The sequence below is a fragment of the Paenibacillus paludis genome (assembly GCF_042610515.1).
Taxonomy (GTDB): Bacteria; Bacillota; Bacilli; order Paenibacillales; family Paenibacillaceae; genus Paenibacillus_AQ.
In genome coordinates, this window is sequence record NZ_JBGJZP010000008.1 from 45217 (window position 1) to 62501 (window position 17285).

A 17285-nucleotide genomic window follows, 5' to 3' on the forward strand; every position below is an offset into this window, starting at 1 on the left:
CCAATGGCAACAAGCTTACTGCACCCACGTCAGGAGTACCCAATAGACAAGAATATTGGTTTGTCTTCTCTCTTAGCTTTTACAAATGCTTCCTCTCCCCAAGGGAACCAGTCTACTGGATTATAGGCGTGCTGAAGAAGATAAGGACTTTTCTCTGATATTAGTCTATTAGGTACTCTACCTATTGTAGTTTGCATGGGCATCACCTCCTTTTAATATTAAGATAGGATTATTATACCCAAGTAAAAACGAAGGATACCGTTTGCTCAACAGTATTTTCTTCTCTTTGTCCTCCAGGAATTTCCCAAGTATTTATATCCTTATGCCTTACATAGAGCCACTGTCCATTGAATTTTGTCATCATTACAGCAAATAATAATTTTTTATCTTCTACAGTATTTAAATCGTAAAATTTAACCTGAACCATATGCCCAACTTCACTTTCGCTTCATGTAAAAATTATGCATTAATTAGGCTACTGATTATGCTTATTAGCTGTGAATAGGTAATTGAAAATCCAATCTGTCAAACTTTCTTAATATATCCAAATTAGATGTGATACATTGTGCATCCCCATAATAATTTCCGATTGCTTGTTCAGCGCTACACCACCGTTTACCATCTGGATGTGGGTTATTCTTTTCAAATAGGTTTGCTTCCTCCTCAGGCATCATATGAAATTCATTCGTATTGCGCAGTGTGTCAATAATCGTATCCAGATTTATGTCCACAACGTTTTTAAGTGCCGAATAATGCTCGCTTTTATGCGAGCCGATAAAGTGCACCGGCAATGGTTGCCACAAGGCCCATGTTGCCGGGTCAAATGATGCCAAGTCAAATGATCTCGTGTCATAATCGGGGAAGCCATTAAGGAGGGTTTGTCCGCAAAGCTTATACTTACCTTTCAGAGCCGCCGCATTTTGGTAGATATCGCAGCTATTGTCTGCATATTTGAGTATAAAGTCTGAAAGGCGTTTGGTCACCCCTATGTCGGCTTCCGTGGCTTTCTTAGGGTCGTAATGAAACCATGGCAAATGGGCGAAATCATTGTTGGTGGGAATTCCTTGCATCCCCACCCAGCCGTTTTCCGACAAATATGCGCCGGAAGCAAGGTATTTGATGATACCCATTACCATCTTATTTTTTATATTGCTAACATAATCGCCTGCCGTGTCCAGGTAATCCAACGCAATACATACCGTATAGGGGGAAGAATTAGGGTTCCAGTTATTGCACTCGATGTTGTATCCAAAACCGCCATCCTCATTCTGGTAACTGGACAGAACCAAAAGGAAATCCTCACAGCTCCCGTTTTCAAAAAGATATTTCCACTTGGTAAAGTCAAGCGGTCTTGCGCTTCGATGAACCAGCTTTCTCAATTTCATAAAATTATCAAGCGATAGTTTTTTCAAGACATTTTCCTCCTTCGTATTAAATAAATTAGCAGTACTTCATAATTTCGTACAACAACATAACACAGCTTTGGGTCAATTTCTCCGTCAGGTGTTACACTTTGAGTCCACTTTGCTTCAAGACGTATTCTTAAATATGCAACCACATGTACCATTATCTAGCCAAAAAAAGCAATACTTCTTTGGACAGTTCATCAGCCTTGTACCTCTCTAAACAATGGATAATTTCTTTTAATTCGTTTTTCATCTACATTGTTCAAATCTCTTAAAAGCTCTGCTTCTCCAACAAAGAATTTATTCATATTCGTTAATAATTCTTCTGTAAAGAATGGACATGGTAAAGGTCATCATCCAACCTGCCAGTATGCCTGGCATGATCAGCGGAACCAGGATGCGCCACAAGATATAGAGGGACCCGCCCCGAATACCTGAGCCGCTTGAAACAGCGTCCCGTCGATTTGCGAAAAGCTTGATTTTACGTATTGTACGGTATATGGAAGAAACAGCACTATATAAGTGAGCACAACCATGCCGTAGGTGTTGTAGAGCTTGAAGGGCATCCAGGGCGCATTCCAGAACAGGATTAGGCCTACGACCATAACAATGCCCGGGACCGTATTCGGCAAAAGACTCAGCAGATCAATGATCCGCTGCATCCAGGTCGAGGACCTGCCAATGGCCAGAGCAAAACCTGCCCCCAGCACTACAGCCACCGATGCAGCGGCAAGCGACAGTCCAAGGCTGTTGCCTATCGCTCTCATGCTCACAGACCCCCACGACAATAGCTCCCCATAATGCTCCAGTGTCAGGTTTTCCAGCGACAGCCCAGCTCCACGCAGCTTCATGAGCGAGGCCGCAATAATCGAAAAATAAGGGATTCCTATGGACAAAATCAACAGTGCGCCAGATACAGGCCTGCGAGCCAGCCTGCACCGCCGCGCAGGGAATAAGTCTTGGACCGCTGCCCCTTGCCGCCCACCAGACGGTAGCTGAACCTGCGGCTGATGCTCGACTGCATATACCACATGACCAGACAGACCGACAGCAGCATGGACGCAAGAGAAGTAGCCTTGCCGAAGTCAATCGGCCAGTTTGAAATGTATTTATGAATCTCGGAGGTCATGACATAATAGCCGATCCGCCGGCCAAAGGTGGCAGGTGTCCCGAATTCCGCAATCGTCTTGACGAATATGAGCATCGCCCCCATGCCATAAGCAGACAGCAGCAGCGGTAAAATAATACGCCGGAAGCGATACCCTGCCCTTGCACCTTGCACCGTGCACCGCTCCTGCCTCCTCCAAATTGCCGCCGATGTGAATCAACGCATCACGCAGCAGCAAATAAAGAAAAGGAAACAGATGCATGCTCATGATGAAGACCATCCCCCAGAAGCTGAAGAATAACTCGCTTAACGCATCGGCACTTGGAAACCATTGCTGAAGATAACCGCTTTTTTGCATGAACAGAATCCAACCCATTGAGCCGATGTACGGCGGGGTCATGAACGGAATCAACAGAATGACATCTATCCAGCGGTGTTGCCCCATGCGAATGGAGTACAGATTATTTTTCAGCAATGAAAAAGTCATCATGAATGCAGACCCGCTTCTATTGGTTCGGGTATTTGACAACTTGATTAGCAACGCCATCAAGTATGGCAGTTCGGGGAAATACCTTGATATAGAGTTAAGTACAGCCAATAATGAAGCGCTCATACGAATTATTAACTATGGGGAGCCGATATCAGATGAGGATTTGCCCTTTGTATTTGAACGGTTTTATAAAGCCGATAAATCCCGCCTTGAACAGACCAATGGCTCAGGACTAGGGCTTGCTATTGTAAAGAGCATTATTGAGCTGCATGGCGGTACGGTTTCGGTAAGCAATCGAGATGATAGGACTGCTTTTGAGATTAGGTTTGGGGTGAGGTCGGGATTGTTGAATGTGTAGAAGCAGTATCTTTACTAGATATACCCAATAGAGTTACTGCTACTCCATAATGTCTCACAGCCACTCACCCTAATTAGAGCGTCTCAACCAATTTCTGAATCTTTGAGTGGGAAATTAAATATACATTGCCTATAATGTCGATTTTGCTGTTCTTTACACGTACAGCACTATCTTTGTCTGCCGCCATATAAATATCCATTTTTTCTGATAAAGGGAAACGTTCCTCAAGGGTATCCACCACATAAAAAAACGACAGAGGCATTTTGAATTAATCGCTGGGCATCTTCCTAAACCATGTCCTTTCAAAAACACTATCAATATTAACTTGCTCATCTTTAAAATCAGACGATTCAGCGCTAATCATAACAAGCGATTTTCTGTCTGTTATATCCTCATGCAACACAAACCATTTAGAGATACCCCATAATCAGGCCGTATTCGAATATTGTTCTTATACGTCAAACAAAAAAACTCCTGCATAAAGCAAGAGCTTCTATAGAAATTGATTCACTCGAACATCCCACCAATGATATTTAAATGTTGCTCACCATTTTATAACCTAGTAATAGCCAATGAACAAGAACACTGGCTTACCTTCATGTTTAGCCTAGTGATGCAATATCCTCTTATATAAATGATGATATTACGCTAAGCGAATTACTAAATCATTTTGTCAAGTGACAGCAGAAAAGCCGGTTTTCCCCTACTAGAAGGAAGACCGGCTTTCATGTCGTTTCTACTCTTTTCCTATATACTTATCCATAAAGCGATCTACTCTTTGGAAATATTCAGTGGGGTAATGATTGATGGCATCGATATGCTCCGTATTATGCGGGTACCATACTTCTGCATATGGGTCATCTTTTAATGACTCAAAAATTGCTTCTGTATTTTTATAACTAATTTGCTGATCTCCAGTTCCATGAATCAGCATAACTGGCTTGTCTTTCATCTTTTTTACCGCATCCATAGGAGATATGGAATCAAGATCAACTTTATAGACCCAATTTGCCATCCATGTCGATGTATAACTGAATGGAAACGCAGGTAAACCTGAAAAGAAGGGCAAACCCTCTCTCAGAAATAGACCAGCATTACGAAATGGACTATCCGCAATTACGGCTTTGATGTCATCACTTTCACTTGCGGCTAGCAAAGAAGTAGCAGCGCCCATTGAAAAACCGATAACGCCAATGTTATCACCCGCATGGTCTCTGGATTTTAAATAGCTTACAGCTCCTAGCAAATCGTATTTTTCATTGAGGCCCAGTGTAATCATATTACCATCAGATTCACCTTGTGAGCTGAGGTCAAATGCCAATACATTATAGCCTTTCGGAACGAAATGCTCTACTAACTTTTTGGTCCGCCCTTTGACTAAACGATTGCTTGTATATCCATGGACGACAATAATCGTCTTATCACTTGCCTTATTGGAAAGACCATTTGCATGAAAGAAGGAACCTCTAATCGTATCATCATTTTTCAAACTCTTGAACTCAACCTCTTCGTAGGGAGTTTTATCAATATTCAAGTCGTAGCTGACATTCGTGTCTCTAGGATGGTGCAGCAAGGTATCCATTACTTTATAGGAGATAAAAAATACTAAACCCACCACAAGCAACAGCACGATCCCTAGGATCAATAATATTTTCCTCCGTTTTTTCGAACGAACGTTTAATGTCAAATTTGGTTGTAATGATGTTTCACTCATTCAGATTCCCTCGCTTTTTTTAGGTTGTGTAGGTGCGAACAAATATAAGGCGTGCTCCTTCAAATTTCCCCACTCGGGGTGATGAATAATACTTTCTCCAAGAGTTAATCCTATCCCATTTAAGAAAGAGATATAGGCACGAGAGATCATAGCTGGTGAAAAGTTTTTGTTGAATTCTCCCATTAACTGTCCCTTGGCATAGACGCATTCGATAGTATCTGTCATTACTTTTGTACTTTCAAGGACCTTCTGTGTAAGTTCAGGAAATCTTATCCGCTGTCCTAAGACATATTGAACAAGCCGCAATTCATTTGTATAGCAATAGATATGATTGAATTGTTCTTCTACCATGTTCTTAATTAATATGCCCGGCGTCCCCTCTTGTTTTAGACAAGCAAGCGACTTCTCCTGAATGTCAGCAAGCGGCTCAATGACAGCGGCGTAGAATAAGGCTTCTTTGCTTGGGAAATATTGAAAAATGGTTCCAGCAGTCACTCCCACACTCTGCGCAATGAGAGCCGTTGTGGTATTTGAATATCCATTTTCTGCGAACAGGACAATGGCTTCTTTTAGGATACAACTACGCCGCTCCTGTCTTTTTTCTTCATTAATTGGTCTTGCCAAATTCATTCCCACTCTCTATAGATTTAATTGTTATTAATTAAATGATCATTCAATTAATTAATAGTGTATCTCTAATTACTAATTATTGCAATAGTGAATTCATCTTACTCATGAGTAGGATGAAACTTCACAAATAAAAACAAGCCAGAGCGCTGCCGCTCCGACTTGTTTTTTTATATTACTTTGTACGAGTACACGCTCCGACTTCTTTAAGTATTTCAGCAGATTTCCCAAAGGTATAAATGTATAAAGTATAAGACGATTTCTCGGCGATTAATCTATTGGGTATATGATTCGTTTTTTACAACCCGAAAAGGCGTTTCATTCTGGTAAAAAACATCAAAAAGTGAGTGGTTCCTGTAGTTTATAATTTTGTTGTTATTATTAACTCAACTTTCGCAGAGTCAAAATCGAGTTGACCCCAAGCCTGGGTAAAGGTGAAGCCTATTTAAGTACGGGTCTTGCAAACATAGAAAAACACCACTTCATTTGGTAATGTGAGATTGTCGAAGATCCACTAAACCACAGAAGAGGTGTCCCTTCCATGATAAAACAAAAGCCGTCTCTGGATCAACTCCCACCTGAAATGAGACCTGCTTTTCAGGAGCTCGGTGTACTGAAGCACCTGAGAAAAGCAGGATTCAAAAAGACTTTCAGCTATACCTGCTCCCATCTGTTCCTGCTCGTTTTCGTGCTACTTTTCCATCAAAAAAAACTGGTTTCATCCAACGGATAAGGATATTTAAGTTCTACCGTCCACTCTGTAGGTATGCTTTTAGGATCAAATAACGTGAATTTAGCTTTCTGCTTAACTTTACCCAATGTTGTGCTATCCAACTTGTGATAATTTGATGTTTGACTAGGACTTACCTCTGCATGAACTAATGAACTGGTTGAAGCCATTATCGCAACAAGCACTGCGTAAAAAATTCTTCGCATGTTATCCCACCTAAAGAATGATTAGGAGTATTGTTACCAAAAATCCAAACGTTAAACAACCTTAAAACTGGTACTTAATGAAACTGGACCTCTAGCAACCACGTCCATACATGCATGTCATAAAGTATACCCTATGAAAATCAATTTACGTGGTCAAATGACTTAAGGGGCGCTAGCCCCGGGTCCGACGGACTTAGCCAGTGCAGGGTTGTCTGCTGATTACGCTTCCTCAATTTCACTTACAAATAATTCAATAATTCATTTAGATTTCTTATACTTATTTGTTGGTTCCATTCATTATTTTGATCTTCTTTATCTATTAGAATTGATTTAATCCCTGTTAGATTTGCTCCCGTTACATCTTTTTCTTCATTACCAACAAACATCATTTGATCACTTGAGACCTTTAGTTGTTTACATAATGCTACAAATCCTTCAGGTCGCGGTTTTCTATATCCAACATCAACTGATGTCAGTAATACGTCTACATATTTTTTAATTGGCTCTATATCCCTTAAAACTAACGATTTACTCATACCGTATGGCACATCAGTAAGGATGCCAATTCTAATGTCTTTTCGTTTTAATTCCTTGAGTAGTGTTATTGCCTCTGGGTAAACCATCGAACGCTGCTGAAAAAAACCAAAAAATGTATTTATCACTTGATTGGTATATTCATCACTCAATCCCCACACTGTCAATATCTCATCAAAGATCTCAATATCATTCACTTCATGTTCTCTAGGGTTTATTCTGGTGTTGTATCGAGATAATACGATCTCTGCATTATGAATGATCTCATTACTAAATTGTAAGTTTAGATCTTGTGCTATCTTAATTAATGCACTTCTATAAAGGTTCCTCCAATTTAGAGGTACATTATCATAATAGATCAAAGTATCCCCAAGATCGAAACCTACAGCTTTCACTGAATTACCCCCAATCTCTATAATCACTTGCGGCTATTTCTGATAACGTTCTTGTTCACCACGCCCCACCACCTTAAGGCACCAAAGGTGCCGGCCGCGATGCGGTTAGGTGGTGCGGGTGTGTCCGGCTGAATAAACTTCTCTGCTACTGAAATTACCTCTCCGAATCCACTTCTAACCCCGGTCCGGACCGAGGGGCAAATGGCCCGATGCGTGAATATGGTGTTATCCGATGCCACCTCTTCTTCGAAAATCAGACTAGGATGTATAGAATCTATAATCTTGTATTTTTTCATCAAATTCAAAAGATCCTGTGGAAGGATAATCATTACCTACTATTGTGAAGAATTTAACTATTTCATTTAGGTCGATATAATACAATTTTTCATTTCGCATTCTATCGGAACAAAAGAAAAATCCATCAATTACTTCTGTAGTTTCTTCAGTTGAGATAAGAAATATATAGCTATGTATTATTTGATTATATAATTTATCTGCTCCCATTTTTTCCTCTAATGGACTTTCAAATTCAAATAATTCATCAATTTGATGCCAGTTTAATCTTGTTACATTTTTAATATTTTTTTGTGTCCTCACATCCAATTGATATCTTAAGGGGCGTTAGCCCCGGGTCCGACGGACTATGTTCTTATTATACTATGAAATGGAAAAATACGAATAATAAAACAAAAAACCTTCGCCAATTCCAATGGCGAAGGCATCTTAAAATTGATTCACACGAACATCTCAACAATGACAGGTACGTATGAATCAACAACTAGCTATACCCAATAGATAAGAAGACAGCTTGTTGTCACGCTTGGCGATTTCAAAAGCTTCTTCCGACCAAGGGAACCAGTTCACCGGGTTGTGTGCATGCTGCAGCAGATACGGCGACTTCTCCTTGGCTAATCTATTGGGTACTTTTTGAGTTGTCATGGGGCATCACCTTGTTTCGTGTTGGGTTTAGGTAAAGTATTGCTTAGGGTTAGTTTACCCAATAAGGTGGGGGGAGGGCGCAAGGGAAGAACAAAATCTCCCTGCTGAGTGACTATTTTTAAGACCAGCGATAATTTATCCGCTGACTTCTCTTCTTTCACCAAGTATCCGCCACAAGCTAAGTAGATAAACTCCGGGGATTCTCAAAATGTCACGATGAAGGCAAATCCCCGGCGCGTTCATCCCTCACACGGTATGCTAAGAGAGGATTTCCCCTCTCACATACCCACTTCACTTTTAGGGCATTTCCAACGTGAACCGGTTGCTGGAAGTGACGGAAAAGCTGAAAAAAAACCGGATGTGCGACTTGTTGAATTATCGGCCTGCAGGATGGTGACCTCTGGATTGGAGCAAGGGGATAATCACGAGAAATTCGATAAGATATGGGGACGGCTTTGCATTTGATGAACGGCCCGGGCATGCTGTGATGTTTCAGGTTACTGTCCCACATACATACGAACGCTTGAGCTACCGGCAGGTAGAGTATTTTTTCCCGGTTAAGATTCGGGAGGGGTAGCAGATCTCAGTCTGTACCGCTCCTCCGTCATGTAACAATAGTTTGAATACGCGCCTCAATTTTAATGCATAGTCTTATGTGATTCCGTATGCTGAAATTGCTTATAAAATAAATATAATTACCATCATCATATATGAATATCGGATATTCTTTTTTAACAATATGTATACAATGCCATATAGAATGGACATGAAGAAAGCATAAACACCTGTTAGACTTCCTTGGAGCAAAATGTGTATGAGTCCCCATGTGAGAGCAAGAAAAATCCCTCCATAAGGCAGACTGCCTCTTTTTATGAGCGTTTCACCGAATTTTTGTCCAAAAGCAATCGTTAGTAGAATCAAGGCAGCTTCAAACAAGTAATAGATATTTTGAAAAATGAATTTAACGATACCATTGTATTCTTGAACTGGCTTAAAACCACCCCATGTAATAGTGGTAACTGTAATTGCTATAACAGAAATCACAACCGCAAGTAACCATCCCTTGGAGTCTGGTGCTTCGTTTAACTTCATAATATCAAAGGAGTATTTTTTCTTTGAAAGTCTTATCAAAAATAGTGCCATACTCCCCCACAAAATGCATGTAAGCACCCAGTGTATACAATGATGGATGAGGGTATATTCAGAACCTCCAACACCGAATATAAAAGGCAATAGCATTGACAGTACAATTTCAAGACCGAATCCTGCAAAAGCATATAAACCTAATCCAAGATAATCGCTTGCTCCAATTTTGTTTTCTCCCATAACCTGAATCCTCCTGCTAACATAAATTTGCCACTCTTCGCAGAATACTCCAAGATAGTCAATAAAAGCTTTTTCTTCCGTTGTAGAATGTTCGACACCAGCTTTTTTCGATGCTGTTTTTATTATACAATGAAATGGAAGAATATTACAATTGCTAATTCTATACTTCCGAACAAAAAAGCTCCCACCAAAAGTACAGATACACCGTAGCAATCTTCATTTATAACAAACTGTCAACTCCACCTGATTCCCACTTATACACAATCTACGCCACCAACTTCTTCATTGCCCTATTCTTCACTTTACTCGTTACAGCGGCGTCCCATAATTCCCTAAACTGACCAAGCCGCTCATATATCTACTCCTCAGTCGGATAATTCTATCATCTATTACTACCTTACTCTAATATTTCAAGCACTTTCCTGAAATCCATTAAACTTGGTTTGGTCAAAAAAACCGAAGCGAAATTCATCTCACCCCGGTTCTCTTTAAAAATAGTATTCATCTCTAACTATCACTTTGATTCATTACCTCCACTATTTGCCGAATCCTCGTTATTGCTCCAATCAAGTTCGCACTTCTGCCTTACAACCTCCCGCTCCTCCTTCTTCAAATGCTTCAGTGAATTCTCAAAAGAATATGGAAACTTGGCCCTAAGTCCCAATAGCTTCTCAATCTCACCCATAGCGATAGCTTGCTTAATTGCGGGTACCCACTTCCCTTGATTATCACCCCAACTTCCTGCCATAAGCAGTTCATCAATCAACAAGTGCTGTTTGGACTTATAATTATTTGTTTTCCGTTCTCCGCTACCCGATTCCTGCTCTCTCATGACTCTCTCCTATCCAACTTTATTTTTCCAAGGTACCCTTCCTCCGTATGTATAAGTTCTCCTTTGTGTCCTAATACTTCTACTATCATCGCAGCTCCCATTCTAAATCCGAGAGTATACGCAGAAGCGGAAGAGACAGAGTTCAGCATATCATTAAGATCCATGGCTCCTTCAACCATAGTGAAGTCATCGGGAGTCAGCTTTTCTTTTAGGATTTGTAGAAGCTCTGATATTTGCTTGGAGTACAGTGCATATTTGGGATCATTAGAATGGCTTCGTTCACTTGGGCAGATTTTTCCGTAATACAAATCCTCCAACAGGCTCATCTGCCTTCCCCTCCCTAATGTTCTTTTTAACCATCTTAGCGAATTTATCGCTAAAAATCAATAGCGAATAATTCGCTAAGATATGCTTGTTTTGGAGGTGCTTAAAATGTATCAACGTATCCGAGATTTGCGTGAAGATAAAGATTTGACTCAAACCCAAATGGCCGAATATTTGCAATGCAGCCAGCGGATATATAGTAATTATGAACGCGGTGATGTTGATATTCCCACGGCAATTCTAATCAAACTGGCGGAATTCCATCAGACGAGCACTGACTATTTGCTGAACAGGACGAACCAAAAAGCTTCTTATCCAAAAAGTTGAACTAAAATAATCAGTAGGTCTCGCAGTTCTCAAAGGAAGCTATTCGCTAAACACACAGGTGATCACATTGTACAAAAGAATCCGCGACTTACGCGAAGACAAAGATCTGACACAGCAACAAATGGCTGAGCTATTACATATCACTCAAGCCACTTATTCCCGCTATGAGAATGGAAATTTGGATGTCCCGAGTGCCGTTTTAATTACTCTGGCCAATTTCCATAAAGTAAGCATCGACTATATTCTGGGTCAGACAGACAACCCTAAGCGTTATCCCGGCAAAAAAGAATAGTACGCAGCAAAAACAAGCTCCTGTGACAATCTACGGGAGCTTGTTTTTCAATTATCCAATAAGTATGTCAGCTTGATAGGACAATCCGAAAGTAGTAATTAAGTAGCCTATCCCACTGCTTCCTCCATCCTCCCCAGCATCCTCATGCCGAGAAAAACAAACCATGCAGCGAAAGCCAATTGAGAAACAAATACCATAGCAGTTCCAACTATCCAAGGATAGGCTCTGATAAGATCCAATATCCCTACCACAAATCCAAAATAAGCTGCAGGCTTGCCGAGCACACTTTTTCTTATCACGAGACATAATATGATGGTTGCCATGCTCAGTATGATCGCTATAGAGTGCATGCCTCCATAGTATATGCTGAGTACCAGCGCCCGAAAGGATCAATGTATTCCACCAAACTTAATATCGCCGTATTTAGGTTCCATCGTAATCCGCCTATTCTAATAAACTATCAACAGCATTACATGCTCAAGAGTTCGGTTTCATATTTTTCAAGCTTCTCCATTACACCGTCAACCCATTCCCGGTCATCCCACAATTTAGGATTATTAAGTTTTCTTACCGCTGGGTGACCTGTTGCCAACGTATCTACACCATCTTTGTTTCCAAAGTACAAATCTACTATTATTAATGACTTGTTAACAGATTGAATTAACAGCTTGCAGCTCATTCCAGACCCCTTGTTTGAAAAGGGGAAATCTAAATAGTAAAGATTGTTATCCAGCCTCTTGAGCTCTGCTTTCGTAAACTCATTGTCCAGGCCGAATATTATACCATTACCACCCTTCGAATCCTGCAGTTGTTCTAACTCCAACATTTTATTAGTGAACTGACGGAGATTTTTATTAGCGATGTAGTTTTCAAACGATACGGTTACCTGTTCTGCAACAGCTCCGGTATAAAGATTTATGAATGCTTTTCCGAAGGCCTCCATAAAAGTATAATCATCTTCACTAATCTGATCTGCTTGGATTGAAAACTCTTGATTAGCCAGATCACTTAATATCTCTGCTGCAGATTTCTCTGGCGATTCACCAGAAGCTTCTATATAGGATATAGATCCCTTTGTTGGATTATTTTCCCTCTGTGAACAACCCGCAAGGATCACAAATACCAATACAGCAATACCTAACGTAAATTTCTCCATAGCACCACCTTTTAATAAATCATTCAGTTACCTTGTCGTCCGCAAAGTTCAAGACCATTACATTCCAGGAGGACCGCGGCGGTTTGTCCGCCATCAAAACATTCCTTAGGTCAGTGGATTCTCTCCAAATCTTCCCCATAATAATGGGTACATTTCTTCCAGGTCTTCTTCTTCCCAATCATTTTCAATCTCTGTTACTTCAAAATTGTAGCCTCGAGCTTCCAGCTCATTATAAAATTCAGTGTTTATATCATCGTTGTACTCGAACATACCGGTTTTTTGATAAATGTACGCGTCTGAAGCAACTGATAGCATCTCTTCCAGTTGGGGTGCAAAAACATCCTCTTGCAAATTTTCTTCAGATAAATATTCTGCTAGAAATTCAGGATTCTTTATTACCTGATTGAAAACTTCTTCTCCGCGGGAGATTAACCAACCCCTAAAGCAATCAAATCCATCATCTGAACATCCTCCCATTACTACAAAAGCTGCTCCCCATAATGAAGATGTATAGGATTGTTCCATCTTATTCCTAAATTCTATTTCAAATTGAAGGATCTCTTCTTTACTAGACTTTGTTAATTCATTGGTTAACCATTCAATTTGTTGTTCACCATACTTTTTTGAGTTGTTTATCAATTCCCAGAAAAAAACAGTCGTCATTGCAGAGAACCTCCGTTATTATGTTTTTTATTAGGATTACTTAACTTCATATTCATTTAATTTGGATTCAATATATTCCCAAGCACTATTTAGATCTTTAAACACCCATCCAATTTCTTCAATTGTTTTATTGCTTTCTAAGCCAACAATTAGAGTTCTAATAGCCTCTTCTGATCTGCTCCCTACAATTAATGCTACTGGAAACGGTGTGTCTATATATATTTCTTCTCCAACAAAAAAGATGCTTTCAATTCGATCCCCCCACTCATATGATAGATCGCTTAAGTCAATTATTAGACCCCCAGGTTCCCAAGCTTCTAAAACGGCTTTACCAATTGCGCTCATATAAGTTGCATCCGAGTTCCCAGCTGATCCATATCCATAATCCCCGATAAATTTTAAAATCATGATTTCGAGATAATTTACTACTCTTGATGTGCCAGTATGTACTTCATATTGGATATTGCTCAGATCCTCTAGTTTCAACTGCTTTGTAAATATGTTCATATACTCCTCCAAATTGACTAAATGTGCATTTTGACTAACTTTATATTCACGTAACTCAAGACAAATCGTGTTTGTAACAGTCCTATCTAGGCATGTTTTAATTATACTATCAAATGGAAGAATATTACGATTTCAAAATACACTTAGTAATCGTTAATCTCAGCAAGGGAATAAAAAAGGCAACTTCAAATGAAGTTACCTTTAATAAACAATCGTTATGATGTCATTTCATCGTTTTTTTTGTTTATTGATCACAAATTTACTGGCTTTTTATCTCCCCTGCCTCCTCATGATGAATAAGACATGCTGCTAGCAACCCAACGCACAGAATACATGCCAATAGAAGAAACGTAATTAAATAACTTGCATTATTCATCAATTGAAGCGAGATAATCGGACCGAAGCTTGTGCCTGTAAACAATATAAAAGTATATACGGATACAGCTATCCCGCGCATCTTGCCGCCCACTTGCCCAACAAGCGAAACAAGTGAAGGAACGGCTAGTGCGATCCCTCCCACAAAAAGGATGCTCATCACAATAAGAAGTGGCAGATTAGAAATCATCCCCATAGACGCCAAACCAATGATCGCTAGCAACAATCCACCGCGAAGCGTTCTACCTACGCCGACATGCTTGGATATTCTTCCCGCGAATGGAGAAACGAGCATGCCTACTATGCCGATAATACGGACAGAAAGAATTTCTTGCTTGCTTAGTTCATATGGAGCTGTACTTAGATAGTTACCCAGCACTGTATACATACTTACAAAAGACATAAGCAGAACGAATGCTACTAGATAACATAATACCAATTGTTTTTGAACAAACACTTTGCCAATTTGCTTAATAGGCTCCCAGATATTAGCGTGTGCCTGCTGGATACCGCCTTTGGGAAGGAAGAAGAACACTAATATGGCGGTCACCGCATAAACAACGGCAAGAATATAAAAAACAGCGTTCCAGCCATAATGCTCACTGAGTATACTACTAACCACTTGACCAACAATACCTGCAATCAGAAATCCTGTACTGATAAAACCAATGGTAGTTACCCGTTTTTCCGCTGGATACATCTCAACCGCATAGGCAAGTGCTACTGGAGAGAAGGTTGCTGCTGCTGCTCCCTGTAGTCCTCTTAATCCTAAAACCCATGCAAAGCTGTGAACGGTTCCCAGAATTAATGATATCAATGTCAGGAAAAGGAGCCCTGCAAATATAACAGTCTTCCGTCCGTATTTATCGGACAGCGCGCCATAGATTAAGCAACCAATGGCAAAGCCTATCGAAAAGGTACTTCCCGCAGCGGCAGCATTCGTCGTGGAAATTTCAAAAAGCTGTGCAAACAATGTAATTAGCGGAATCGTTACGTATAGACTGGACATGACAACAAGGCCGGTCCAGCAAAGGATAATGGTCATAAGCGTATAATTTCTAGTTGCACCCGTAGCATTGATTGGATTGTTCATATTACACCTCAATTATAAAATTTGTTCGAAGTTAGATTTTGATGGAAATTGCATCTCGTATAGTTCCTTGTATCGCCCATTTCGGCGGAGTAGGTTTTCATGATTTCCCAGCTCCACAATCTCTCCATGCTCCAATACAACAATTTGATCGGCATTTTGAATCGTGGAAAGACGATGGGCGATAACCAGACAAGTTCGACCTGGAAGAAGCACAGATAACGCATGCTGAATACGTTGTTCAGATTCCGTATCCAGAGCAGCCGTAGCTTCGTCCAAAATAAGAATGCGAGGATTGGTCAAGAAAGCTCTGGCGATTGACAATCTTTGCTTTTGTCCTCCGGAAAGCTTGACCCCTCTTTCACCGATGGGCGTATCATAGCCCATTGGAAAGGCTGAAATAAATTCATGGGCATTTGCGGCATGGGCAGCCGCTTTAATCTCATCTTCTGTGGCCTGAGGTCTACCGTACGCAATATTTTCACGTATCGTGCCATTGAGGAGGATTACGTCCTGAGATACGATCCCCATCTGCTGTCGAAGTGACTTCACCGTCACTTCCGTTAACGGATAACTGTCAATATAAATGTCCCCTCGCTGAACGTCGTACAAACGGGCAATCAAATAAGCAATCGTTGACTTTCCTGATCCTGACGAACCAACCAAAGCCGTAGTTTGGTTACATGGAAGCCGCAATTGAAAGTTTTGTAGAATGGGATGTCCTTCTTCATATGCAAACTCAACATCATCAAACACAATTTGTCCTTTTACTGGCGGCAGAACAATCGCTCCTTCCTTATCGTAAACCTCTGGAACGGTTGCTAAGACTTCTTGAATGCGCTCGAATGCTGCTGCCGATTGCTGCACTTTGGTAATCATTCTTCTAAAGGAGCGGATGGGCGCTTGCAACAAACGTAAATAAGCTAAGTAAGCTACGATATCACCAACGGACATGTTCCCATGCATAACCTGCCACGCTCCGAACAGGAGCACCGACGTCATACCTACATAATTCAGCCAATCGATAATTGGCGAGAAAGTTTCCGACAACCTTGAAGCAAAAACTGTGGCTATCCGATGCTGTTCGCTCAATGCCTCGAACTGCTTAGCTTCCGCATCTTCACTTGCAAAAGACTTGATCATCCGTATGCCTGATAACGTATCTTGAAGTGAGTTGTTTAACTGAGCTGATATTTGACGTACCGCTCTATAGGCATTCTTAATGCGTAGGCTGAAATATCGTGATGTTACAAATAAGAAAGGCAAGGTAATAAGTGTAATTAATGCTAGTTGCCAGTCCGTATATAATAAGTACCCCACGATCGCAGCGAAGGTTATGACATCCGCTATGATGGACAGGCTATCGGCTGAAACCAGTTCCTGTAGTTGATTTACATCACTCGTTAACCTTGCCATAAGATCCCCGGTCCGATTACGATCAAAAAATTTCAGATCCAAACTTAATGTGTGTTTGTGCAATTTGTTTCGCAACTGGAGAATTGCCTTCTGACTAACAATTGTCATTACATAACTGCTACTAAAGTTAAATATCCCCAGCAGCAATGCAGCTAGCAGGATAAGACCTCCCGTTTCTAGTAGCGCGTAATACCTTTTTTCAGGGATGATCTGGTCTATGATCTCTTTAGTTAACTGAGGGATCATAAATTCAAGAATGGAAATGGCTATCACTGTGACGGCACCAAGCATAAGCAAGACCCATTGCGTCCTTGTGTGCAAGAACATCTCCTTAAACATGATGCGCAGCGATATAAAATGCTGTTCACGACTCTGCTGCTGGTCCCCGGAATGCCGAGTTTGTTTCATTTTGAATCACATACCTTCATGTTGTAATGTCCATCACGGTTACCAAATCAGATCATATCCCT

At 40.6% G+C, this 17285-nt stretch carries 19 protein-coding genes and 4 pseudogenes; 4 read left to right on the forward strand and 19 right to left on the reverse strand.

The window, feature by feature from the left end; translation table 11 throughout:
* Positions 1-32: 32 nt before the first annotated feature.
* From ACAN56_RS17085 to ACAN56_RS17100, 4 genes and pseudogenes are all read right to left on the reverse strand, one after another.
* A pseudogene (locus ACAN56_RS17085) lies at positions 33-197 on the reverse strand (DUF255 domain-containing protein); the annotation flags it as partial.
* A 35-nt stretch (positions 198-232) separates the two neighbouring features.
* Positions 233-427, reverse strand: a complete 195-nt coding sequence (locus ACAN56_RS17090; RefSeq protein WP_038593697.1) for an NUDIX hydrolase — start codon at positions 425-427, stop codon at positions 233-235.
* A gap of 64 nt (positions 428-491) precedes the next feature.
* Complete coding sequence (locus ACAN56_RS17095; RefSeq protein ID WP_379144375.1) at positions 492-1412, reverse strand: hypothetical protein; 921 nt, start codon at positions 1410-1412, stop codon at positions 492-494.
* 330 nt (positions 1413-1742) lie between these two features.
* A pseudogene (locus ACAN56_RS17100) lies at positions 1743-2962 on the reverse strand (ABC transporter permease); the annotation flags it as partial.
* A gap of 40 nt (positions 2963-3002) precedes the next feature.
* Between ACAN56_RS17100 and ACAN56_RS17105 the strand changes: the two are divergent.
* Positions 3003-3362 carry a sensor histidine kinase gene (locus tag ACAN56_RS17105; RefSeq protein ID WP_038593700.1) on the forward strand — a complete coding sequence of 120 codons (360 nt, stop codon included), beginning with the start codon at positions 3003-3005 and terminating at the stop codon, positions 3360-3362.
* Positions 3363-4098: 736 nt separating this feature from the next.
* On the opposite strand, the gene ACAN56_RS17110 is transcribed toward ACAN56_RS17105, so the two are convergent.
* Positions 4099-5076 carry an alpha/beta hydrolase gene (locus ACAN56_RS17110; RefSeq protein ID WP_038593706.1) on the reverse strand — a complete coding sequence of 326 codons (978 nt, stop codon included), beginning with the start codon at positions 5074-5076 and terminating at the stop codon, positions 4099-4101.
* On the reverse strand, positions 5077-5706 hold the full coding sequence (locus ACAN56_RS17115; protein WP_231578296.1) for a TetR/AcrR family transcriptional regulator: 630 nt from the start codon (positions 5704-5706) through the stop codon (positions 5077-5079).
* Between the two features lie 538 nt (positions 5707-6244).
* On the opposite strand from ACAN56_RS17115, the pseudogene ACAN56_RS35500 reads away from it, so the two are divergent.
* Positions 6245-6430, forward strand: a pseudogene (locus tag ACAN56_RS35500) (IS4 family transposase); the annotation flags it as partial.
* Here the strand turns inward: ACAN56_RS35500 and ACAN56_RS17120 are convergent.
* From ACAN56_RS17120 to ACAN56_RS17155, 8 genes and pseudogenes are all read right to left on the reverse strand, one after another.
* Positions 6406-6639, reverse strand: coding sequence for a hypothetical protein (locus ACAN56_RS17120; RefSeq protein ID WP_156130914.1), 234 nt, complete (start codon positions 6637-6639; stop codon positions 6406-6408). The pseudogene ACAN56_RS35500 and the gene ACAN56_RS17120 overlap by 25 nt on opposite strands.
* A 239-nt stretch (positions 6640-6878) precedes the next feature.
* Positions 6879-7568, reverse strand: coding sequence for an HAD family hydrolase (locus tag ACAN56_RS17125; RefSeq protein ID WP_038593712.1), 690 nt, complete (start codon positions 7566-7568; stop codon positions 6879-6881).
* Between the two features lie 258 nt (positions 7569-7826).
* Positions 7827-8165: a hypothetical protein gene (locus tag ACAN56_RS17130; protein WP_156130915.1), complete on the reverse strand. Its 339-nt coding sequence runs from the start codon at positions 8163-8165 to the stop codon at positions 7827-7829.
* 177 nt (positions 8166-8342) lie between these two features.
* Positions 8343-8507: pseudogene (locus tag ACAN56_RS17135) on the reverse strand (DUF255 domain-containing protein); the annotation flags it as partial.
* The gene (locus tag ACAN56_RS17140; protein ID WP_379144379.1) at positions 8504-8668 is read right to left on the reverse strand and encodes a hypothetical protein; all 165 of its coding nucleotides are present in this window, start codon (positions 8666-8668) and stop codon (positions 8504-8506) included. The gene ACAN56_RS17140 and the pseudogene ACAN56_RS17135, both read right to left, overlap by 4 nt.
* 517 nt (positions 8669-9185) lie before the next feature.
* Complete coding sequence (locus ACAN56_RS17145; protein WP_379144382.1) at positions 9186-9833, reverse strand: hypothetical protein; 648 nt, start codon at positions 9831-9833, stop codon at positions 9186-9188.
* A 514-nt stretch (positions 9834-10347) separates the two neighbouring features.
* Positions 10348-10665, reverse strand: coding sequence for a hypothetical protein (locus ACAN56_RS17150; protein WP_379144384.1), 318 nt, complete (start codon positions 10663-10665; stop codon positions 10348-10350).
* Complete coding sequence (locus ACAN56_RS17155) at positions 10662-10991, reverse strand: DUF6809 family protein (protein ID WP_379144387.1); 330 nt, start codon at positions 10989-10991, stop codon at positions 10662-10664. Before ACAN56_RS17155 ends, ACAN56_RS17150 begins: the two co-directional genes overlap by 4 nt.
* A gap of 106 nt (positions 10992-11097) precedes the next feature.
* Between ACAN56_RS17155 and ACAN56_RS17160 the strand changes: the two genes are divergently transcribed.
* Positions 11098-11316 (forward strand): helix-turn-helix domain-containing protein, encoded by a 219-nt coding sequence (locus tag ACAN56_RS17160; RefSeq protein ID WP_038593724.1) that lies wholly within the window; start codon positions 11098-11100, stop codon positions 11314-11316.
* Between the two features lie 67 nt (positions 11317-11383).
* A complete protein-coding gene (locus tag ACAN56_RS17165) occupies positions 11384-11608 on the forward strand; it encodes a helix-turn-helix domain-containing protein (RefSeq protein ID WP_074100956.1) in 225 nt (74 codons plus the stop codon).
* A 469-nt stretch (positions 11609-12077) separates the two neighbouring features.
* Here the strand turns inward: ACAN56_RS17165 and ACAN56_RS17170 are convergent, their stop codons facing one another.
* From ACAN56_RS17170 to ACAN56_RS17190, 5 genes are all read right to left on the reverse strand, one after another.
* Positions 12078-12764 (reverse strand): hypothetical protein, encoded by a 687-nt coding sequence (locus ACAN56_RS17170; RefSeq protein WP_379144391.1) that lies wholly within the window; start codon positions 12762-12764, stop codon positions 12078-12080.
* Between the two features lie 105 nt (positions 12765-12869).
* Positions 12870-13427 (reverse strand): DUF4240 domain-containing protein, encoded by a 558-nt coding sequence (locus ACAN56_RS17175; RefSeq protein ID WP_379144394.1) that lies wholly within the window; start codon positions 13425-13427, stop codon positions 12870-12872.
* A gap of 36 nt (positions 13428-13463) precedes the next feature.
* Positions 13464-13934 carry a hypothetical protein gene (locus tag ACAN56_RS17180; RefSeq protein ID WP_379144396.1) on the reverse strand — a complete coding sequence of 157 codons (471 nt, stop codon included), beginning with the start codon at positions 13932-13934 and terminating at the stop codon, positions 13464-13466.
* A 259-nt stretch (positions 13935-14193) separates the two neighbouring features.
* On the reverse strand, positions 14194-15402 hold the full coding sequence (locus tag ACAN56_RS17185) for an MFS transporter (RefSeq protein WP_379144398.1): 1209 nt from the start codon (positions 15400-15402) through the stop codon (positions 14194-14196).
* Positions 15403-15414: 12 nt separating this feature from the next.
* A complete protein-coding gene (locus ACAN56_RS17190) occupies positions 15415-17223 on the reverse strand; it encodes an ABC transporter ATP-binding protein (RefSeq protein WP_379144400.1) in 1809 nt (602 codons plus the stop codon).
* Between the last annotated feature and the right edge of the window lie 62 nt (positions 17224-17285).